This window comes from Shewanella sp. QJM3NY_23, from assembly GCF_056173105.1.
The window spans coordinates 546,829-568,767 of sequence record NZ_CM149657.1; the positions used below are offsets into that span (position 1 = coordinate 546,829).

Genomic DNA, 21,939 nt, shown 5'->3' on the forward strand with positions numbered 1-21,939 from the left:
TAATCAATAATCAATAATCAATAATCAATAATCAATAATAAAAAGGCGACCCAGAGGTCGCCTTTTTATCGAACTAGAGTCAGAGACTCAGCCGATTAGAAGTCGTAACGTACACCCACAGTGAACACGTTGTCATCAGCTAGGTCTACTTTAGCAGTACCAACTTTGTAATCACCTTCGTACATAGCGTAGTGGCCATATACTAGTGTTGATTTAGCTACGCGGTAGTCAGCACCAACAGTAAGGTTTTTAACACTTACATCGCTTACGGTTGCTCTAGCAATGTCAGTCTCATTTACTAAAGGTGTGTTTTTATCATTAGGATTTAAGTTTGCGAAAGCGTTGTTAAAATACTTACTTAAACCTGCTTCATCAACGCCATATTGTACCTTAAGGTTAACACCATTTAGGTTATAAGCTGCGTTGACGAAATAAGTATCACCTTCTAGGTTTTCAAACTTAGTGCTTTCTGAGTTTTGATATAGGCCACCAATTTTGAAGTCACCCAATTTAACTTGAGCAACACCACGGTAGGCGTCGATACCAGCAATACCTTTGTTATACGCTGCAGCAACATAATAGTTTTGCGCTTTAAACTTCTTGTCACCTACCGTTGCACTAAATGCATACTGCTCTTTATCGCTGGCATGGTTATCTTCCATCAGATAAGTTGCGTTGACAGTCACTAAGTCAGCAATCTTTGGTGAGTAGTACCAGATGCCGTCAGCTACACGTGACTGAGCACCAACTAAACGGTCGATATCGGCGTTACTGTTACCAAATAGGTCGATGCTGCCTTCTGATTGTTTAAATACAGTGTCGTTACGACCTACAAGTACAGTACCTGCGGCGCTCTTAAGGCCTAGGAAAGTGTTACGAGCCTTAAATACATCACTATTAGATGAAGTGTTTTCTACTTGGAATTCCATTTGGTAGATAACTTCAACTCCATCAGCAATCTTTTCGCTACCCTTAACACCAACAAGTGAAAAGTTATTTTCTAGAATGGTGCCTTTTTTACCTTCTTGTGTAGTTACACCCGTGTCTGAGTTTGTCACGGTTAGGTCTAAACGACCATAGAAGTTAGGACCTTCGGCTAGCGCACCGAATGAAGCCAAAGTGAGTACAGAGGCGATTGATGCAGAGATTAAAGATTTTTTCATGTGTAGTGCTCCCAAGAACTGAGTTCTGTTCCATTTTGTAATGGTTATTAACATCGTTTCCATATTTTGTTACGAGCATCCCTACTCGCAACAAGATGGTCTGCAGTGTACCTTTTTGTGGTTTTAAAATTGTGGTTTAGATCAAATTTTTACCGATTGAGAAAGCTTTTTAGTCAAGTTTTGCAAACAATTTGCTCACCTTGTGTAAAAAGTAATCGCTAGGTATAAGCCGCAATTGTTCTCCTGCTAACACACTCAAGCGACTCATTAACAAGGTTAATTAAGTATTGCTCAATAAGCAGGAGCTAACATTGTAGTTTATTTACTGAGTAATGTAGCCCGGTGGTGTGATAATTCTGTTGTTCAGTTGTGCTTTGATCAACAAAGTTTGCTTATATCGTTCGACATTGAATGAATATTTTAAGAAAGTGTTGCTCGACACTCGACACTCGACACTCGACACTCGACACTCGACACTCGACACTCGACACTCGACACTCGACACTCGACACTCGACACTCGACACTCGACACTCGACACTCGACACTCGACACTCGACACTCGACACTCGACACTCGACACTCGACACTCGACACTCGTTGCGGTTTGCGCCAATGGTGAACGCGAACCATCTTAATTGAGTTAAGGGGGCCGTACCCCTCAGTGTGTTGCAGGGTTTTATTTTCGCTTTGTTGGTGTTTAGGATAAAATCGACACGTCTTTTATCACTATTTTTATCTCTATTTTGGAGTACAGCTTGAGCTTGCCAACACATACAGATGCATACTTAAATCGATTCGCCGGCATAGGTCGCCTTTATGGTGCTAAGGCATTAACCCTGTTTGCACAGTCCCATGTGGCAGTGGTGGGAATTGGTGGGGTAGGCACCTGGGCTGCAGAGTCATTAGCACGCAGCGGTATAGGTGAAATTACCTTAATCGATCTCGATGATATCTGCGTGACTAATACCAACAGACAGTTGCATGCACTAAAAGAGACTGTTGGTGAGTCTAAGGTTGCGGTGATGGCAGAGCGTATTCGGCAGATAAACCCTGAGTGTCGAGTTAATGAGGTGGAAGACTTCATTACTCTTAATAATCTTGCTGAGTATTTTAACGGTAAAAAAGCCGGCGGCTCGCTCGATTACGTCATCGATTGTATCGATGCGGTAAAACCTAAGGCGGCACTTATTGCCTGGTGCAAGCGTCAAAAGTTACCCATAGTCACAGTTGGTGGGGCGGGGGGGCAGACGGATCCCACTCAAGTACAGGTAACTGATTTAGCAAAGACCTACCAAGATCCCTTGCTGGCCAAAGTCAGAAATATACTGCGCCGCGAATACCATTTTTCAAAGAACGTGCAGCGCCGCTTTAGTATTGAAGCCGTGTTCTCGACCGAGCAACTGGTTTATCCCCAAGGTGATGGTAGCGTTTGTAATACCAAGGCGACGGCCGAAGGCAGCATGCGTATGGACTGTGCCTCAGGTTTTGGGGCAGTGACTGTCGTGACTGGCACCTTTGGTTTTGTTGCCGTCAGTCGAGTGCTGAGCAAGCTTGCGGCTAAAGCTTATAACAAGTAAAGCGTACCTACGGGGTGATGTTCAGCAAACTGCTTAGCCGGTGATAACATTGTCAGTGAACGGATGTTACTGATGCTGCCAGTATATTGACTGAGTAGGTGTTATCACGCCATGTGAATGCAAATCGTATTTCATGGCGCCGTGCTCGCCTATGGTGGTGAAGTGATTGCCGCTAAGGTTAAGGATACTATTACTAAGTACTAAGGTTGCTGCCCGAGTGACTTAAGGCGAATAATCCATTAGCTATTTCGACCGCCATACTCATAGTACATAAAGCCTATAAAGTAAAAACCACCTATGGGTGGCTGTGTCATCTCATGGCGCAACGAGTCTATTTTAAGTCATGCAACTTTATTTTATTTTGGGCGTTATTCTGCCTATTTTTGGTATCTAATTTGCATTGTTAAGCTACTGCAGATTTTTTGACACTGGATATTAAAATGGAAAAGTTGAATTTGACTCTTTTTAAGCACGCAACGCCACAGCAAGTGATGTTTAACTTAATCCTATGGCTAACATTAGTCAGTGCGGCCTTGATGTTTGCCCCACTGTCGGTGATTAGTTCGCTTAAGTTAGAAGGGTTGGTTAATCAGCACGCACATATTATTGGATTAGGGCTGCTGCTTGGTATGGCTTATCTGTTGATGAAAGTCGCGAACTACTTTATCGACGAGGCGATTACACACCTCAAAGGGAAGCGCACCCTTGAAGTCATTGAAAAGAAGGTGCTGTTACTCGATCCGACGGAGCGGGCATTACTGCGCGAGTTTTTCTTACAAGGTGAAACCATTTTGACCCTGCCTGAAAATGAGGCGGCAGTAAAAAGCTTACTCGAGAGTAATATTTTAGAGTATTTAGGTAATAAGAAACATTATGCAATTCAAGGGCCCACTGCCGATTATAAAATCTCAATGGCAGCAAGGAGTCACCTTAATCGTCAAGTTCTACGCTTGCCGCAAGGTGAGCCTAATCAAGAGCAGATCCAGTTGTTGATGAAAGCTAGACCGCACTTTATTCATAGTATGGTGCCAAGCCGCAAACACGCTGCTTGAGTGATGTTGAGATAAAAAGAGGGGGCGTAAGCCCCCTTTGCATTAGAAATGTGTATTAACACTGAGCCTTAAAAGACCCTATCTATTCTGGTTTTGACTTCGATATAAACAGCCACATGATGTATGACATTATTCCAATGGTGGTGAAGATAACTAACATAGACATTAAACCAATGGGGTTACCGAACATTAAATCTAACCAAAATGCCATTTGAGAAGTCCTCTTTCGCAGATGTTTATAAAGATGTCACAGCTAAATTAGCGCTATTAGATATGCAGTATGCTGATCTTGATCAATTAATGATGCCAAAGCGTTTCTGATCTGCATTAATTTGGTTAAATCTGTGCTGGTGATCGTGTTGTTATTTATTCGCAAGGTTGATGTTGGGTTTATCCACTTCCCAGGCGAGTGAAATTTGCTCATTCGATAATTAATCGTGTTCAAAAGACTTGCCATTGGCTAAAGCGAAGGTATAATTCTGTTCACTTGCTAAGGAGATGTTGTTTAGCAAAGTCTATTTGATAAGCCGGAGTGGTGGAATTGGTAGACACGACGGATTCAAAATCCGTTTCCTTCGGGAGTGACGGTTCAAGTCCGTCCTTCGGTACCATTATCAAATACTCTCATAGAGAGATAATTAACCTGCTCTATAGCAGGTTTTTTTGTCGATGACATTGCAGATGTGGTGGAATTGGTAGACACGCTAGCTTCAGGTGCTAGTGGCCTAACGGCCGTGCGAGTTCAAGTCTCGCCATCTGTACCAAATCGCTTGATGAGAGACACTTGCCTGCTTTTTAGCAGGTTTTTTTATGCCTGTAATTTGCTCTTATCATGGCCATGCATAAGAAAGCAGGGCTAGGCCTACTTTCTTATTGCCGATTTCAGTGGCTTAACTTTGTAGTATTTTCAATGGCAGGCCGAGCATGTCGTCGCCGCTACCCGCGAAATACCAGATGATAGCTACCAAGGCCCCAACCGTTAGCAGATACCAAATCGCCGAGAAGAGTTGTCCGTATCTGTCTAATGGCAATAGATGACTCTGATGACGCGTTTTCCATTCAAACACTATCTCCATGCTGCCGATTAAGAGTAAGAAACCCAGTAGTGCTAACCCTAGTGTATAGCTGATAAACACACCCACTGCGGCGCCAGCGATACAGGCCATAAGCCCCAGCGTACTATTCATCGAAAAACTGATGCTTTTAAGAATATGGCCGCCATCTAAGGGTAAAATTGGCAATAGGTTAAATAGGTTTAGTAGTGCGTTAAAGGTGGCTAATCCGGCAAAAAAGATATTGCCAGTGGCCCAGTAAGCCAATAATGCCGCCAGCGACATCAATAGGCCGAAGGTGGGCCCCATGATAGAGATCACCACATCTTGCCAACGGGTATTGATTTTTTCGTCACTAAGCGCCAAGCCGCCCATGAAAGGGATAAGGTAAATCCCTTTTGTTTTCATACCGAAATATTGCATGGCGCGGATATGACCATATTCATGAAACACTAAGCAGGCGATAAGCGCTAAAGCAAATTGCAGCGAAAAGAGCCAAGAGTATGCGGCCACACTGGCACCAGCAAGTACCACCTTGATCACCTTGGCACTCTTAAATAACTTAAATCCCAATGAGCCTAAACCAACCCAGCTAAATTGTGGCTTGGCTGCTATCGGTTGTACCGGTGTTTGTTGTTCTATGTCTTTGCTGTTACGGCTGCCTTGAGTGATGATGTCATCGTCTTTTAATAGGCTGTATTCTAAATGAAAAGGTTGCCATGCTAGGTCAATAGATAGGGTGATTATGATGCTCGGCTGGCCATCAGCTAATGGATTTTTTAGTTCAAACTGATGCTGTTTTAAGCCCTCATTATTGGCAGATGCCGGTAGCGCCGACACTAATTGTCCGCCCCAATACAGTTGTTGCCAGCCCGCCATTGAGCCCTCTAATCTTAGCTCTTTACCTAAACAGTCTATCTTAAGGAGTTCCACGTCATATCTCTTGTTGATTGGGCATCATATGGGCGAATTATGCCTGTAAATATGCTAAATATGAAACAGGTATAACACTAAGTTATACCTGAGAATATTGAGACAGAGATGACACTGGTCAATGACGGCTATAGTCGAAGCTGATCTCATGATTATGATTGTTCACAATGCAGGGGCCATGTTCGCGCTGGGTTCGCTGGTGAGCTGGGCCTATATGCAGCTCAACATTGGCAAAAATATGTTTACTGGCTTCGATCCGATATTGCTGATAATAATCTTCCACTTCTCGTTGCAGTAAGGTGTATTCCACCTCCTCACGGGCGCATTCGGCGGTAATACGATGTTTCTCTTCGAGCATTCCTTTGACTTGTTCAACCATCAACTCATCATCTTGCCAACTGGCTTTTGGTGGCAACTTGTTTAACCTTGACTCAATATTGAGCCTAGCGACCACCATCTGTTTGATACCTTGATCCAGCTGTTTTAATGCCTCTTTCAGCTCACCTAAGTGCATGGCGCAATAGGTTTCTGTTTTGGTGCCCGCGGTGGCACCGATGATCACCGCCTTGATGCCTTTATTCGCTTTGGCTATGCCACCAACTAAATCGCCTCGACGACCATTGGCATCACTGACGGTGAGCCGAGATTGAGTTTCGGTGTGACTGTGCAGCAGTTGTTTGGTGATCAGGATATCTTTGTCGGCCGTAACATTTGAATACTGTACAAATTGTGCCGAGATCTGCCCCTTCGCCTCTAAAGTGGTCGACAGTCGCTCATCTTTTAGCTGGCGGCCGATCACCCCTTTACTGACGGTGATATCCCCTTGCGCAATAAGGTGGGCCGAATCGACAAAGCCCATGACGGTAATATCGCCACTGCTTTTAACGACCATTCCTTCATGGACGTCACCTGTGATTAAGATGCTGCCTTTAAAATCGACATTACCATAACCGATATCGACATCTTTTATTTGCAGTACATCGTCAACCTGCATGCCGTTAGTGGTTTCGACAGGCTGGCCAGCTTTACTGGCGATAAGCGTGTTGTGGCAATCTCTTAAGAAGTGAGTTCCATTGCCAGCGACCATTTTTATATCTTTGCCTATCACTGGGGTGAGCTTTTCGCCGTTGACTTTATAACCCTCAGAGCCATGAGTTGCAGGTGTTTTAATCATTAAAACGTCATTCGGTTTGACCATGATGACCTCACCGAGATTGCGCATATCGACGGTGCCATCTTCGCGCTTTTGTGGCTGCAGTAAACGTTCTCTCGCCAGGGGCACTTTACGTTCAATGCTGGCGTGGACACCGTTAATTGCTGCTTTGCCGTGGGCTATCACTTCGGTGCACTGCTCACCCGGACGCAGCTGGGTTAATTGCTGCAGTGCTGATTGAATTTTTAACTTGCTTAACCCCATACAGATAGCTTGTTGCTTTAATGCGTTAAGAATATTGGGCAAGCTGATCTCCTTGCCACCCCATGCTGCGGTGAGGGTCATTGCAGCGCTCATCTTGTCTTCGGCAAGCTTAAATTCAAGCTTGCCATCACGGCGCTCTGCAATGTTAAACAGTTGGGGGCTGTGGCCGTCATCTTGATCGATAAGTTGGTTGACTTGTATGACGGCTTTATCGATAACAGGTTTCAGTGGATATAGCTGACAAAATTCGCTCAACGAAAGTAGTTGGTTAATCATCTCGACGGAAATGGGGCCGTGGATAGCCGGGGTCACTTTGAGTTGAGCTAATGTACCATCACTGCTTAGTTCGATTAGTTCAGGGGACAGCATAAGTGTTTCCACAAGTTGACTCTTATTATTAGTCACTCGAGTATAACAGCATAAAGTTTAGCCAATGAAGCCTTAATTTGCTAAGTGTTGAGCTGGGTCTCGCAATACTAATCAAATTAAATCATTAAATTATTTATCAATACGCCATGATAACAGCAGTGGGTGTTAAGGCTTGATGGGGGGCGGTTGAATTCACTTTTCCGCCAGTGGGCTACAGTGAAAAAAGCTAGGCGACAGGGGGGCGGCTAGCTAATCTCTTCATCCTAGCGTTAACAATAGGTCATTTGCGTTGCGAGTAAACCTTGTACTTATTGTTTTCAGCGCTGACATTGACGCCCTTAAAAGTGCCAGCGATAGCCTCACTATAGGGCAGGTGGCGATTGGCGACGATATGCCATTGTCCACCGCGAGTGAGTTTTTGTGCGCTATCTTGTACAAATTGGGTGGCGATATTCGTGGTGCGATGTAAGCCATCATGAAACGGCGGGTTAGAGATAATCGCGTCAAATTGCCCCTGGGTTTGTGCTAAGCCGTCTGATGGATAGACTTTAGCTGTCATATTATTGGCCGCGAGCGTCAGCTCACATGAGGCTAGTGCCATGGCGTTAATATCGACACACTCCATTGTGATAGCGGGGTCTGCTTTGAGTAAGGCGGCGCTAATCACGCCGGCGCCGCAGCCAAAATCGAGCACTCTACCCGAGAGTTTCGGCAAATGTTCAAGCAGTAACTTCGTGCCTTCATCTAAACGTTTTTCGCTAAATACTCCCACCAAATTACAGATGGTTAATGCGCCTTGTGGAGTATCGAGTGTATAGCGGCTGACCCAGTCATTGAGATTCATTTGCGGTGCGGCTTCTATTAGCTCGGCGCTAAATAACAAACAGTGGCGAGCGTTATCCAGTTTGCTAACTGCATCAAAGTAGTTTGGTAGCTGTTTAGTTAGTGAGCGCACTCCACCCTTATTTTCACCCACTACCAGCAGTTGCCCACCTGGTTTAAGGTGCAGACCGGCTAAATTCAGTAGGTAGGGCGCTAAGCTTTTAGACTTAGGATAAAACAGCACGACACAATCGAATCGCTCATCATTGGTCATTTGATGGCCAAAATTCAGTTGTAGCCGCTCAGAGCCGTAGGGTAATAGTGGTAAATGGTGGTTGAAATCCAGTGCTAAGGTGCTGACCTTATTCGCGACGCTCAGTAGCTCTTTTGCTAATAAGTCGCCTTCGATGTTGAGCAGTAAAACATCTTTTGATTCAAGTAGATGACTGTTTCTTACGATCAGTTGTGATGGATTAGATAGCACGAATAACCAATATCATAGGGAAAATTTGCAGGGATTATATCCCATGGGCAGAGATTATAAATAATCATTTTATTCTGCTGCTGAGCTGATTTTTGGCTAACCTATTAATTATATGGAGTTAAGTCTCTTTTTAGTCTGGAGTAGCGACTTGTTAATGCTTGGCATCTTACAGCTTCACCTTCATCTATACCTTGTGCTTGGAGTATAAATTGAAGGTGGCGATTAATCATCATTAGCTAATATTAAGCGCATCTTGCATACGCACTTAACCATGCTGCACGCCAGAATTAGGCCGCCAAGGCCTATAGGCCAATGCCAAGTTCAGCACTTAAGCCCCTCATGTATTTTGCCAACTTAAGCCGTAAAGTTAAGCACGTTAGGGGCTAATCACGTTGTGGTAAGTGTCTGTTACTGAGTGAGCGTGACATTAGTGGCGCTAGGCTTTTGTGTTAGTGATTGCGCCTTGGCTTTTGGGCTTGCAGGTGTCTCCACCGCAATTTGGGGAGCGTCTTGATTTTGGGATTGCTTAGCAGGCATCACCTTGGGTAATAGGCTTATTATTTTGTTGGCGATATCGGTATTATCTTGATAGCCAGAAAATATGCTTGCCGCAGGGCCTGTGGCAAAGACTTGCACATCCATGCCGGTATGACCATCGGTTGTCCAGCCAGTGTTAGAGCGGATATCAATAAGGTGTTTAATGGCGTTATCGAGCACCTTGTGCCCTTGCATTCGAGCATTTGCCAGTTGACGCGTTTCGGGCTCACTCAGTGATAAACCCAAGCGGCTTTCAACTACGGTGCGCCAGTCATCGGCGCTAATCGCTTCGGCGGCAATCGTCGTAGGGCTGGCGCTGATGTTACGCAATATTTGGCTGTCCCAGCGATAGTCGCCATTGGCTCCTATCGATAATCCCCCTGTGTTGTGATCGGCCGTCACCACTAACAAGGTGTCGTTGTGGTTACGAATGTATTGCTCAACCACCTCTATAGCTTTGGCAAATTCATGCATCTCGGCCATTGCGCTAGCAATATCCTTGTTATGGCCGGCCCAGTCGATAAGGCTGCCCTCGACTAATAAGACAAAACCTTGCTGATTAGTTGAAAGTAATTCAAGGGCTTTACTTGTCATCTGGCTAAGATGATTGGCCTCAGGTTCATCAATGGCCCAAGGTAATTGCACATCGGCAAAGAGCCCGATGACCTTAGGTTGCGTCACCTGTGATAGCTGGCTGAAATCGGCAAGATAATGATAACCCTTGGCCTCAAACTCTTTAATGAGCGCAGCGGGGAAATACTTTTGCCCACCGCCAAGCAGGACATCGGCATCGGTATTGAGGTAGCTTTTGGCTAATGTCTGGTAGTTGCGGCGACTCTCGTTGTGGCTCAAAAAGGCGGCGGGAGTGGCGTGGTTAATTTGCGAGGTGACCGCCACGCCAGTACTCATATGGCGTTTTTTCGCCAGTTCCATGATGGTATCAATGGGTTGCTTATCGGTATCGACCGACACGGCACCATTATAACTTTTGACCCCAGTCGCCAGTGCGGTGGCCGCTGCTGCTGAATCGGTTACCACGCCGCTAACCGCTGCCGGATAAGTACTGGCACTGCCGATGGCGAGACGATCGAACACCGTCTGCTCAACCTCTTGAGTGCTAGGGTTATCCTGATAATAACGGTAGGCGCTGGTATAAGCAGGCCCCATACCATCACCCACCATGATCACGATATTTTTAGGACGGCTAGGGGCCGCCTCTGGCGATAATGGATTGGCACTTATCACGCTGCTGTGCAGCAGCGCCGTAGCAAGTGAGCAGGTGGCTATAAGCGTTGATAACTTCATCATGGCTCCAGGTTATGACTTAATTCGTGCTTCGATAGCGTCCATCAACATGCCGGTAATATCGACGTCATAAGCTGCCTGGATCTCTTTGATACAGGTTGGGCTGGTGACATTAATTTCAGTCAGTTTGTCGCCAATCACATCTAAACCGACGAAAATCAGTCCACGTTTTTTCAACTCAGGGCCAATCGCATTGGCAATGGCCCAATCGCTTTCAGACAAAGGCTGCGCCACACCCCTACCGCCAGCGGCTAAGTTACCACGGGTCTCACCTTTTTGTGGGATCCGCGCCAAGCTATAAGGCACAGGTTGGCCATCGACCACTAAGATCCGTTTGTCACCTGAGGTGATATCTGGGATAAAGGCTTGCGCCATGGCATATTGCTGACCGTGGTTGGTGAGGGTTTCGATGATCACCCCAAGGTTAGGATCGTTTGGTTTAACGCGGAAAATTGAGCTCCCGCCCATACCATCCAATGGCTTTAAGATGATATCGCCCTTTTGTTGATAAAAAGCACGAATACGCGTAGCATCGCGCGTCACTATGGTTTCGGGAGTAAACTCGCTAAACCAAGCGGTAAACAGTTTTTCGTTGGCATCACGTAAGCTTTGCGGCTTGTTGACGATTAGCACGCCTTGCTCTTCGGCGCGCTCAAGCATATAGGTGGCGTAGATAAACTCAGTATCAAACGGTGGATCTTTGCGCATTAAGATGACATCGAGTTCAGCCATTGGGGTGTCGACGGCGTCACCTAACTGATACCAGTTTTGCTCATCTTGCTGCACAGTTAATGGGCGCATGGTCGCCATAGCGACGCCATTGACCATGGCAAGATCATGCATCTCCATATAGAACAGCTGATAACCCCGAGATTGGGCCGCCATCAGCATGGCGAAACTAGAGTCTTTCTTGATGTTGATGTCGCTGATGGGGTCCATCACGATGCCAAGCTTAATCATCTCTCTTTCCTTATTCAATTGTGGCGCATTCGTTGTAGCGAGTGGGTTAGCCCAAGTCGCCGAAATTAAGTTGTAGTGCACTTATGGCGGTTAAGGCTGCTGTTTCGGTGCGCAGTACCCTTGGGCCTAAGAGCACATCGGTAAAGTTGTCTTGTTCTGTCAGCGCAATCTCTTGCTCCGATAATCCACCTTCTGGGCCAATCAGCAGGCGTACACGCGTGGTATTAAGTGCTAAGCCTTTAATACCGTGCGAGGCTCTTGGATGTAAATTGAGCTTAATGGCGGTGCTGCTCTCATGGCTCCAGTCTGCTAATGCCATGGCGGGTCGCACGACAGGGACCACGCTGCGACCCGATTGTTCGCAAGCGCTAATCACAATTTTTTGCCATTGCTGAATCTTTTTCTCTAAGCGTTCGCCCGATAATTTAACTCCGCAACGCTCTGAAAATAGAGGTGTTATTGTATTCACGCCCAGTTCAACTGACTTTTGGATGGTAAAGTCCATTCTATCGCCGCGGGAGATCACTTGCCCAAGATGCAGGTGCAGTGGTGATTCATTGTCGTTAACCGTTTTAGTTAAGACCTTCACTTCGACATTTTTCTTACTGGCACTGACGATCTCGGCTACATAATTGTGACCATCACCATTGAACAGTTCAAGCTGTTCACCTGGGCCCATTCGCAGTACGCGGCCTACATGTCCAGCCGCTTCAGCATCGAGCATAACGCTAGAGGCTAGGTCTAAGGAGCCTGCTTGGTAAATTCTGGGTATTCTCATCTGCTACTCCGCAGTTTGCTGTATCTTGGCTTGTTGCTGACACTGGCTTTGCACAAATGGGTTATGGTTGCCCTGACGTGTGGCGATGGCGTTATCGCGTCGGCACTCAATAGTATCAACTGGATAGGTTTTATCCCATGCTTTAAATAGCTTTAGCTGACTTTTGGCAATTTGTAAGCCGTAAGTCTGCTGCATATAAAGGTAGGTACGCGCGATCTGTCCACGGGTATGGGGTGGTGGTTCCACTTTACGAGACTTGAAATCGACGACCATGGCACATTGACCATACTGCTCCGGTGTTGCGTTCCACTGGCTAAAGCGGTAGTTGCTGCGATCGCCATTGACTTCGCCGATAGCGGGCACCAAATTATGCAGGTCACTTTCCATTTTTTTAAACAGGTTATCGCTCTTGCCGCAATGTTTACGGCCACCTTGTTGCCAACATTGGCGTTGATGACCAAACTCCCACGCGGGGACTATGTGCTCCCATTCAATTCTGCTGGCGCGCTTTTGTTGTTTACGCACCTGATAACCACAGCGATTAAAATCCGGTTGCCACAGCTTGCCCGTAATGGTGATGTCGCAGCCGCAATAAAAACTGGTGGTGGTAAGGTCTTGACTGTAAATCGTGCGCGCAATTTTTTTGGCTTGGTTAAAACTGCTAGGGTGCGAGGCAAGGGTATTGGCCGATACCAGTGATAATACCAGCAACGCCACAGCCCTCAACGCCACAAGGCGCAGAGCATAAATATTTCTTAACACATCTAATCCCTAAAAAGATAACAAAGCTTGCCAGGCACAGTGGCGAGTGACGCGACAGGGCCATGGCAAGCTTAATGACAGCACTTCGGCTGTTTGGTGCCGATTTTACGGGATGGGGCGCAGCTTAAGCAAGGGGCGAGGAGCACTGGTGTTCGCTTGCCCTGAATTGAGCTGTGGATTATGTATGCTACCTCGTGGGTGGTGATGCCAAGGTGAGGGTCTGTTTACAGCGTCGGCAGCGATAACGAGTTTGCTCTCGCATGACTTTGTTATGGCGGCGAATACTCAAGGCTATCGGACCACAAGCACATTGATAAGCGAAGGTTTTTCCTTGCACTGAGCGGGTATCTAAGCTGTGAGTTGTGCTTGGTGTCAGCTTAAACAGGGTTGTCATTAGGGTTTGCCACTCAATGCCATGGGGTTTGACTCGGCCATAAAGCTGGTGGACGAGCAGGTGGCATATCTCGTGGGGGACGACCTGAGTTAAAAATATCTCTGGGTTTTCTTCGAGTAAGACGGCATTAAACCTCAACTTATTGAGTTGTAAATGCGCTGTACCAGCGCTTTTACCTCTGAGTTTAAAGTTAACTTCTGGGCGAGGAAAACGGCGCTGTAATTGATGCTCAGCGTGTTGATAACAAAGGTCAACTTGGGCCAGTATTTGTGCTTGGTTGTCTGTCTGTGGCAATTGTGTTGTTGCAGCAGGTGATAAGCAAGCCTTAAGCGTCATACCTTTCTTAATCAGGGTGTTAATGCGTTGATACATCTTAAATCTTATGTTTGCGCCCCTGTTGGGGCGGGGCGCTGTTGGTGGTGCGGATTATAACCGAGTTGCAGCGGCTTCGACCATAGTGGTTATCTGATCGACAATCGCCATCTCGGTGGCGGCATCGTGGCGACTGACCCGCGGGGTGTGAATATGGCCTACCTTAATAGCACTATTAAATTGCTGCCCTAAAAGCACAGCACGGTAGGAGATCTCATTGGAGAGATAACCGCCGCCAGAGCCTTCAACCGAGGTCGCATTTTGCAATTCGAGTAATGAATCAGCGCTAAAAGTCCCTCTTGTTAATGTGGTCACAGTACGATTGTCATTGATTGGCCATCGTCCTTCGATGTTTTGCATTGCGCCAACTGGCAATGAAAACTCCACAAATTCAGGGCCGTTTAAGGTGTTGCCCTCTAGTAATGGTGCTTTAGGTGCCGTTGGGGTCGCCCCCGTCATGATGTTGAGGTTGTCAGGAGCCTCTGCACTGCGGTTACGGCCTGGGAAGCGTTCTAAATCGAAGTTATCACGACCCATGCTGACGGTAAAAATGGCATCTACGCTATTATCGCGATAAATAGGTGTGAGAAGTGATTCAATGATCCCTTGGTCAAAGTCGGCAAATCTAACTGGTATCATAACTGTCTCAATTTGAGCTTGCTTACCATTAACCGTGAAGCGGTAACCATCGAGAGCTAAAGCGGCTAAGCCCGAAGGGTTACTTTGGTCAATATTGCGATCGAGAAAGAAGGGGTCGAAGCCCGTTAAGAGTATGCGGATTTGGTTATGACTATCGAAGTTAATGTCGCTAAAGCCACGGGAGGATTTCTCTACAGCGTTAAGCAATATGGTGCGTTGCCAAGGGGCAATGTTAAATGCAGGTTGATGTTGTTTTAACTGAGTTTTCATTGCTAGGCGACTCCAATAGAGCGGCCTATCATCTTGACCGCCAGATTGTACGTCTCTGACTGCTTGCTGCCATAAGCGCTCGCCTTGACGAGCGACCATTTGGGTCATCACCAACTCATCTGATTGACGCCGAAATTTTTGTTGTAAATCCTCTACCATCGCCTGATATCGGTTGACCACATTCGGCATGGCAGCACTCGCTTTGGGTAATCGCGCCTCTTCAATATCCGTTTTAGCAGCTACGGGCAAAGCGATAATGTGGGTTGCAAGCAGAGTACATAACAGTGCCGAGCGCAAGTGAGTCATTGCCATATCCTTTCAATTGTTAACTGTACGGTAAACATACGCAATATCAGGTGACTAAGCACCAACATGGGGCGTATTTTTGGGCTTCAGTATGCACCAGAATAGTGGTGATGGAAAGTTGCCTAAACTTGACGCTGATAATGGATAAAGTAAATAACAATCACTCGTTTTAGTTAGCTTTTTCAAGTAGGTGGCTATTATATAGCAGATGGATGACGAATAATTTAATCGCTCGCTCCGTCTAATCGGTTTTTTATTACTATACTTTCTTACTCTAAATTATGCGTGAAATCGTTTTGTTATGGTTATATCGATAATTAACTTTGATAGAAAAAGTTAATTATCTAAACACTCGTTTAATAAGGAGTGGTCATAGGGTTGTGGCCCTTAAAGGGAGTTTCGATATGAGATGTCTTAGCATTATCGGTCATGATTATGACGATGTGTTATGTCGTGGTTTAAAAAAGTACGATATTTATTCAGAGTTTTATGTGGCTGAAAATTTACAAAGCTTTAGCATTAATACCGATATATTACTACTCGACTTAAGGGGCGGGGATAAAATTGCTTGGGCTGAATTGATTTTGAATCGATTAAATAAAAATACTTTAGTGTTGATGATGGTTGAAAAGGAGCAACTTCAAGTTGATGATATTCAAATGCTTATTGCTCAATATGCTTGGGATTATCATACTGCACCATTTGAGTTAGAGCGATTGGCTCGCATTCTAGGGCACGCATTAGGCTTGATTAGAATGCGCTTAAGGTGTGCAGCCCAAGCTGATAGCTCAAAGCATTTACCCTCAAAAACTATTATGTGCTCTCGGGTGATGAAGGCCTTAGGTAAACAAATTTATCGCGCGGCACCAACCGATATCCCTATTCTTATTCGTGGAGAAAGTGGCACGGGTAAAGAGCTGATAGCTCGCGAAATACATCAAAAATCTCAACGTACATCAGGTGAATTTGTGGCGGTAAATTGCGGGTCATTGATTTCAGGTGTAGTGCAATCTGAATTATTCGGCCATGAAAAAGGGGCTTTTACTGGAGCCATAAACCGGCATAAAGGCAAAATAAGCCAAGCTCATGGCGGTACGTTATTTTTGGATGAAGTAGGTGACTTACCACTGGATCAACAGGTTAATCTGCTGCGTTTTTTACAAGAAGGTACCTTTGATGCAGTCGGTGGAAGTCAGCCGACCTCTGTTGATGTGCGTATTGTTGCCGCGACACATATCGATTTAGATGCAGCGATTAAACGCGGTGAGTTCCGCTTAGATCTGTTTTATCGTTTAAATGGCCTCACGCTTGAGTTGCCACCACTGCGTGACCGTAAGGAGGATATCATCTCCCTTGCTGAGCACTTTTGTCAGAAATATGCCTCAGAGTATGCTGTAGGAGTTTGTCATTTTAGCGAACAAGCTAAAGTCGCTATGTTAGAGCACCAGTGGACAGGTAATGTGCGTGAATTAATTAATCGTATTCGTCGTGCGGTACTACTATGCGAAACTGGTATTATACAAGCCTCTGATCTAGAACTTGAAAATTCAATGAATCAATCCTGTTTTGCTAGAGGGTTAAAGAAAATTAAAGATGAAGTAGAAAAAAATACCCTTATTCAAGTCATGGAAAAACATAGCGGAAAAATGGATGTTGTGGCAAGTGATCTGCAAATATCAAGAGCGACACTATACCGCCTAATTGATAAGCATGACATTTATGCAATCGATTCTTAATTCTCAATAGTGAGACGCTGACGTTAATTTTTAAAGATAATAAGATCAAGGTCTTATTATTTTTTTGTCTTAAATTTGAGACGGTTTTTTTCATTAATAATATAAGGCGTTGATCTTTAACGTTTCATTTTTTGGCCTGTTATTTGCTCTATTCATTACATGATTGCTACCAATCTAAATGAAGAGGGCTAAATGAGACTAAGTTACGGACAACGGTGTTTATGTTTATTATTGAGCGCGATGGCTTGTACTGTTGCTGCCGATAGTAATAGCCCTGATGTGGGAGAGTCCAACGCAGGTAGCTCAAGTGTTGCAAACCCCAGTGTCGGCATCCAGAGTTATAGCCTTAGTTCGCCTAGCAATACCGCTATTGTCGCGCCGCAGGCTTTTTTAAATGTTCAGGGCCGAGTGGCAATTAATCAATCAGCTGGCGATCAAAACCTACAAACCAATAGCCACGCAATTGGTGGGCAAGTCGTCATCCTCTCTAATCAGAAAAACCCTTACATAGCCGACAGCACTTACGGTGACGCTATGAATCAAACGTCAATCGAAGAGTTAGCGTTCGAAAATAGCCAAGGGTTGATCAGTATTAATCAGGTCAGTGGGCAAGGAAACATTCAAGCCAATCTTGGGGCCATAGCGCTTCAATCTGTTGTTGGTTTTGGTCTCGATGACAAGTCACTTGAAAATGTGACCAGTCCCAGTGCGTTACCTATTGGTCATCTTGATAATAATCAGTCTTTTATCGCGCCTGATAGTTTTGAAAATGTGCAAGGGATCGTGCAAATCAACCAAATTTCTGGCGATGGTAACACCGCCATAAATCAGTTCTCGCTGCAGTTACCAAGTGGGAATTAAATCATCCTAATGGAGAAATGGAAAATGGAAATGAAAATGAAGAAATTAACCTTAGTAATGTGTATTAGTGCAGCAATTAGTGCCAATGCGTTTGCCAACGGTGAAACAGATTCAGATAGTTCTGTCGAACTCAAAAAGGAAGTGAGTGTTACCAAGGATCTTGCATATAAAGGTAAAGTTAACATTTCAGGTGATATCGGGGTTAATGGCCTAGGTATGGCTGTGGTTGAGAACAATCAAGAAGTGGGCGCTAATATTGTCAGTAACTCTTATGTTGATAATGCGGCTTCTGTTTCCGATGAGGCTTTTAGTAATGCCAGCGGTAATATTGGGGTAAACCAAGCGGCAGGCGATAATAACGTGCAGGGGAATTCTGCAGCGCTCGCATCGATAGACGCCTCGTTTGCTTTTGGCTCTGGTGATGCTGAAATTTTCAGTAGCCAACGTGGAACATTCAACGGTACGGGTAATTACGCTTCCACCAATAGTGCCAGCATTAGTGGCTCAGCATTCAGTGGGGCCTCGGGCAACATAGGTGTGAACATCGCATCAGGTGCCAATAACGTTCAGGCCAATAATATGGCAGCTTCCGCACATACAGGTAGCTTAGGTGAAGCGACTGTCTCAAACACCCAAGTTTCAGGTCATAATATTACCTTAAATGAAAGCGTTGTGCAGAATACTGCTGAATCTGTTGATATGACGTTTACACTTAATGCAACGGGTACTTATGATGGCGATATCGATCAAAATGGCCCATTTTATCCAACCATTTGGCAAGATGATGGTACCCATGACAACGGTGATGATGCCTTTTTATGGGGTCATATTGATATGGATGGTGAAAACCCTGACGGAGATACCCATGCTTTCACTGAAACCGGTACGCAGACTTTAGCTGGTACCGTGACTGGTTCAATGCCTTTCTTTATTGAAACCGTCACTCAAAAAACCACTAATACTGTTGCTATAGCGGGTGGAGCTTTCCAAAATGCGTCAGGTAATATTGGCGTAAATATGGCATCGGGTAGTGGCAATCTACAGTCGAACAACCTGTCTCTTACAAGCATGACTGGAGGAGCCATCCTTTCTGAACAATAATTACTCAACATTCTTTTAGTATCGCAGCGGCTCAAGATGCTTTGAGCTGCTGCATCACTAAGGACCCCCAGATGAAGTATTTATTGTTATGCCTGTGCTTAGGCATTCATCAACATGCCATTGCAGCAGACATAATGTTGACAGGCATGATCCCCGGCATGGGGAACTACACTAAAAATATCCAAAGTATCAGAGAGCGTAAGTTTGAATTTGTGGTGCCGCAAAGAACAGACTTTTCATGTGGTGCAGCCAGTTTAGCTAGCATTCTTAAGTATGGATATGGTCAAGATGAAATAACCGAAGAGCATGTATTATTGGGTATGCTCGAGATTGCAGATATTGAGTTAGTGCAAGAGCAAGGTTTTTCCTTGTTAGATATGAAACGCTACTTAGCAACGCAGAATATGCGTGGCAGAGGATATAGGGTGGGAGTAAAAGAGCTTCTACAGTTAAAAATTCCGGCGATAGTGCTTTTAAATGATGGTGGGTACAGTCATTTTGTTGTGATGAGGCGGTTTACTGAAAACCAGGTTTTTCTTGGGGATCCCGCACTTGGGAATCGTATTCTAGATTATGAAGAGTTTGCCAACAAATGGAACGGAATTGTCTTTGTCGTTATAGGCAATCAATACATTAAAGACAACCCGCTGATAACGCCTAGAAACAGATTAACGTACAACGTGTTAAGCCCTATGCAGCCATTAACCGATGCTGAACTATTAGAGTTTGGTTTCCAATATGCAGACATGCTTTAAAGGAGGCAAAATGAAATTTTGCTTAGTAACAGGGATTTTGTTGGCCAATTCTGCTTTAGCATCCAACCTACCATTAGATGCTTTTGATGCACAAGCGCCATTATCAGATCAGGAGTTGGCTCAGCAGAGGGGTAAATATACCCAAAATGGTCAAGATTTTTACTTTGGTTTATTGATGCAAACCCAATATCTCAATGCTCAAGGTGTCGCTCAGCAGGTGAGCATGCAAATTGAAATGTCGGCATCAAATGATCGTCCCGAACTTGTCATTACCATTGCAGATAAAGGAGCGCTAACAGATAACTCGCTGGGATTGTCCACTTCTGGACAGGCGAGTGGCTTGCAGCAACAAATTCAAATCACAGGTGATTTTAATAACGTAAACAATCAACTCGATATCACTCAGGGGGCATTAGACCCATTGGCTAACGGTGTCGAAATCATATTAGGACAAACCTTAGTTAACAGTAGTGGTAATGTGCTCTATTCTGCTAAAAGCGGTGAATTGGGTTATCGGGTCGACTTGCAATCAGCATCGTTTGCACAGGGAGTATTATCCCAAGAGGGTAATGGCCAGTTGATGCAATCAATCAATATTATTGGTGGGTTTAATCAAATCACCAACAGCTCATTAATACGCTATCAAGGAATTGATATTGGAATAAAAGAGCGACAATTAATGGGCTTACAGGTACGCGACATCATGGGAATTGGTCTATAGTTTTCAGGCGAGTATTTGCCTAAGACCACAAAAGTTAATCAAGGATAACTATCAATGGACGTCAAATGGACTAAGATTGCCCTGCTAGTATCGATTGCGTGTGTTAATTCCCCCTGTTTCGCGGCTGATAACGATCAAAATCAACCTTCAATGACAGAAGCTGACGAGCTTCAATTGCTAAAAAAACAGCTCATCTTTCTTAATAAACAAGCACAGATGCAGCAGCAAGCCATTAATCAAATGGCGCAAAAAATCTTAGCGAAAGAAGCAACGCTTAATCAATCCCAGCGTAATACCACCGATGCGCAGGAGCAAACAGCTCAAAAGATCGAGCGACAACCGCAACAACCTCGTGCTCAAGAGCCAGAGTCTTCAACCTCGGTAGCACAAGTGAAAAAGGAACCGGAACGCTCTCGCAGCACAGATGATGTGTTGCAAGAGGCGCATAATGTGTTTGATCGTAAGTTAACAATCGAACCCTCTATGACCTACAGTTATTATGGGCGTAAAGACTTGGTCTTACGTGGTTTTCTTGCCTTGGACGCCATATTTTTAGGTAACTTAAACCTCGATAGAATTCGCTCTAATACGGTCCAGCTTGATTTAACTACGCGCTATACACTCAATGACCAATGGCAGTTCGAAATGGGGTTTCCCTATGTGTATCGCCTTAATAAATATGAGTCGGTAGGTGAGGGGAATTCGAGCCAGCTATATGAGTCTGCCAAGGTTGAAGGTGGGCAAATTGGAGATATGAGTTTAGCCGCTTACTATCGGGTGATGACCGAGGGCAATGGTTGGCCCGATTGGGTTTGGAACGTCAGGGTACGTTTGCCTACGGGCACAGATCCTTTTGGTATTGAGCTACAGTCCTCTGAGTCGGGTAATTTAACCTATCCTGTGGATATTGCCACGGGTGCTGGCGTGGTAGGGCTCTCAACTGGTTTTAGTTTGGCTAAAACCTACGATCCAGCAATTGTATTTTTTAATCTCAACTACGGCACCTTTATCCCTGAAGAATATGGCGATCTATCAGGACTACCTGGATTATCGCCCGGTGAGATCGATTTAGGGGATTACATTGATTACAGTTTGGGGCTTGCATTTGCGGTGTCAGAAAGAATGAGTATTGGAATGAGCTTTAACCAGAGGTTTTTCGCTAAAACTCAGCAGCGTCCTAAAGGCAGTGATTGGCAAGATATCACTAGGACAGATACCAATACCGCATCGCTTGGCCTTGGCGCGACATTGGCGCTAACTGAGAACCTGTCTATGGTCACAAGCATAGGTGCTGGCTTAACCGAAGATTCGCCCGATTATCAATTAAGCTTACGTTTCCCGTATCGTTTCTAGTTGTTGACATTTTACAGAAGTAATCTTGCTCAAAATATGACTATAGCGATGATAGCGTTATGGTCATTATTTTATGTGAAATTGAGTTAAACGGCGGGCTAATTTTAAATGGCTAATACTGAAAGTATTAGCCATTTTATTTTAGTTATTACAGGTTTTTATTTATCAAGGCATATAGCAAGTCAATACCATGCCATTTGAGGATTAGCGGCGGTTGA

Annotated in this window: 20 protein-coding genes and 2 tRNA genes; 10 read left to right on the top strand and 12 right to left on the bottom strand. The window is 45.0% G+C overall.

Going from position 1 to position 21,939, the window contains the following annotated elements; genetic code table 11:
- Positions 1 to 95: 95 nt before the first annotated feature.
- Positions 96 to 1,163, bottom strand: a complete 1,068-nt coding sequence (locus tag AC0VXX_RS02580; protein ID WP_475515789.1) for a porin — start codon at positions 1,161 to 1,163, stop codon at positions 96 to 98.
- Between the two features lie 420 nt (positions 1,164 to 1,583).
- Complete coding sequence (locus AC0VXX_RS02585; RefSeq protein WP_475515790.1) at positions 1,584 to 1,778, bottom strand: hypothetical protein; 195 nt, start codon at positions 1,776 to 1,778, stop codon at positions 1,584 to 1,586.
- 142 nt (positions 1,779 to 1,920) lie between these two features.
- Here AC0VXX_RS02585 and tcdA point away from each other — a divergent pair, with 142 nt between their 5' ends.
- Together tcdA and AC0VXX_RS02595 are read left to right on the top strand one after the other, a co-directional pair.
- Positions 1,921 to 2,742, top strand: a complete 822-nt coding sequence (gene tcdA / locus AC0VXX_RS02590; RefSeq protein ID WP_475515791.1) for a tRNA cyclic N6-threonylcarbamoyladenosine(37) synthase TcdA — start codon at positions 1,921 to 1,923, stop codon at positions 2,740 to 2,742.
- A gap of 440 nt (positions 2,743 to 3,182) precedes the next feature.
- Complete coding sequence (locus AC0VXX_RS02595; protein ID WP_475515792.1) at positions 3,183 to 3,794, top strand: superinfection exclusion B family protein; 612 nt, start codon at positions 3,183 to 3,185, stop codon at positions 3,792 to 3,794.
- Positions 3,795 to 3,876: 82 nt separating this feature from the next.
- Here the strand turns inward: AC0VXX_RS02595 and AC0VXX_RS02600 are convergent, their stop codons facing one another.
- Complete coding sequence (locus tag AC0VXX_RS02600) at positions 3,877 to 4,005, bottom strand: DUF3149 domain-containing protein (RefSeq protein WP_110455829.1); 129 nt, start codon at positions 4,003 to 4,005, stop codon at positions 3,877 to 3,879.
- 315 nt (positions 4,006 to 4,320) lie between these two features.
- On the opposite strand from AC0VXX_RS02600, the gene AC0VXX_RS02605 reads away from it, so the two are divergent.
- Positions 4,321 to 4,405: transfer RNA gene (locus AC0VXX_RS02605), tRNA-Leu, on the top strand.
- Between the two features lie 66 nt (positions 4,406 to 4,471).
- Positions 4,472 to 4,558: transfer RNA gene (locus AC0VXX_RS02610), tRNA-Leu, on the top strand.
- Between the two features lie 126 nt (positions 4,559 to 4,684).
- Here the strand turns inward: AC0VXX_RS02610 and AC0VXX_RS02615 are convergent.
- The 9 genes from AC0VXX_RS02615 to AC0VXX_RS02655 all read right to left on the bottom strand — a co-directional run bounded on the left by AC0VXX_RS02615 (position 4,685) and on the right by AC0VXX_RS02655 (position 15,194).
- Positions 4,685 to 5,725: a site-2 protease family protein gene (locus AC0VXX_RS02615; RefSeq protein ID WP_475516917.1), complete on the bottom strand. Its 1,041-nt coding sequence runs from the start codon at positions 5,723 to 5,725 to the stop codon at positions 4,685 to 4,687.
- Positions 5,726 to 5,897: 172 nt separating this feature from the next.
- Complete coding sequence (locus AC0VXX_RS02620) at positions 5,898 to 7,565, bottom strand: DUF342 domain-containing protein (protein WP_475515793.1); 1,668 nt, start codon at positions 7,563 to 7,565, stop codon at positions 5,898 to 5,900.
- A 280-nt stretch (positions 7,566 to 7,845) separates the two neighbouring features.
- On the bottom strand, positions 7,846 to 8,871 hold the full coding sequence (locus AC0VXX_RS02625; protein WP_475515794.1) for a methyltransferase: 1,026 nt from the start codon (positions 8,869 to 8,871) through the stop codon (positions 7,846 to 7,848).
- Between the two features lie 408 nt (positions 8,872 to 9,279).
- Positions 9,280 to 10,713, bottom strand: a complete 1,434-nt coding sequence (locus AC0VXX_RS02630; RefSeq protein ID WP_475516918.1) for an alkaline phosphatase — start codon at positions 10,711 to 10,713, stop codon at positions 9,280 to 9,282.
- Between the two features lie 12 nt (positions 10,714 to 10,725).
- Positions 10,726 to 11,673 (bottom strand): glutathione synthase, encoded by a 948-nt coding sequence (gshB, locus tag AC0VXX_RS02635; RefSeq protein WP_475515795.1) that lies wholly within the window; start codon positions 11,671 to 11,673, stop codon positions 10,726 to 10,728.
- A gap of 46 nt (positions 11,674 to 11,719) precedes the next feature.
- A complete protein-coding gene (rsmE, locus tag AC0VXX_RS02640; RefSeq protein WP_119977277.1) occupies positions 11,720 to 12,451 on the bottom strand; it encodes a 16S rRNA (uracil(1498)-N(3))-methyltransferase in 732 nt (243 codons plus the stop codon).
- Between the two features lie 3 nt (positions 12,452 to 12,454).
- Entirely contained in the window at positions 12,455 to 13,192 is a 738-nt protein-coding gene (locus tag AC0VXX_RS02645; protein ID WP_475516919.1) for an endonuclease, read from the bottom strand.
- A gap of 208 nt (positions 13,193 to 13,400) precedes the next feature.
- The gene (locus tag AC0VXX_RS02650; RefSeq protein ID WP_475515796.1) at positions 13,401 to 13,979 is read right to left on the bottom strand and encodes a SprT family zinc-dependent metalloprotease; all 579 of its coding nucleotides are present in this window, start codon (positions 13,977 to 13,979) and stop codon (positions 13,401 to 13,403) included.
- Positions 13,980 to 14,033: 54 nt separating this feature from the next.
- The gene (locus AC0VXX_RS02655; RefSeq protein ID WP_475515797.1) at positions 14,034 to 15,194 is read right to left on the bottom strand and encodes a hypothetical protein; all 1,161 of its coding nucleotides are present in this window, start codon (positions 15,192 to 15,194) and stop codon (positions 14,034 to 14,036) included.
- Between the two features lie 323 nt (positions 15,195 to 15,517).
- Here AC0VXX_RS02655 and AC0VXX_RS02660 point away from each other — a divergent pair, with 323 nt between their 5' ends.
- From AC0VXX_RS02660 to AC0VXX_RS02685, 6 genes are all read left to right on the top strand, one after another.
- Positions 15,518 to 16,930, top strand: a complete 1,413-nt coding sequence (locus AC0VXX_RS02660) for a sigma-54-dependent transcriptional regulator (protein WP_475515798.1) — start codon at positions 15,518 to 15,520, stop codon at positions 16,928 to 16,930.
- Positions 16,931 to 17,122: 192 nt separating this feature from the next.
- Positions 17,123 to 17,791: a hypothetical protein gene (locus AC0VXX_RS02665; protein ID WP_475515799.1), complete on the top strand. Its 669-nt coding sequence runs from the start codon at positions 17,123 to 17,125 to the stop codon at positions 17,789 to 17,791.
- A gap of 24 nt (positions 17,792 to 17,815) precedes the next feature.
- Complete coding sequence (locus AC0VXX_RS02670) at positions 17,816 to 18,892, top strand: hypothetical protein (RefSeq protein WP_475515800.1); 1,077 nt, start codon at positions 17,816 to 17,818, stop codon at positions 18,890 to 18,892.
- 71 nt (positions 18,893 to 18,963) lie between these two features.
- Positions 18,964 to 19,647, top strand: coding sequence for a C39 family peptidase (locus tag AC0VXX_RS02675; RefSeq protein WP_475515801.1), 684 nt, complete (start codon positions 18,964 to 18,966; stop codon positions 19,645 to 19,647).
- A 10-nt stretch (positions 19,648 to 19,657) separates the two neighbouring features.
- Positions 19,658 to 20,368 carry a hypothetical protein gene (locus AC0VXX_RS02680; protein ID WP_475515802.1) on the top strand — a complete coding sequence of 237 codons (711 nt, stop codon included), beginning with the start codon at positions 19,658 to 19,660 and terminating at the stop codon, positions 20,366 to 20,368.
- Between the two features lie 54 nt (positions 20,369 to 20,422).
- Positions 20,423 to 21,721 carry a cell envelope integrity protein TolA gene (locus AC0VXX_RS02685; protein ID WP_475515803.1) on the top strand — a complete coding sequence of 433 codons (1,299 nt, stop codon included), beginning with the start codon at positions 20,423 to 20,425 and terminating at the stop codon, positions 21,719 to 21,721.
- Positions 21,722 to 21,939: the final 218 nt, after the last annotated feature.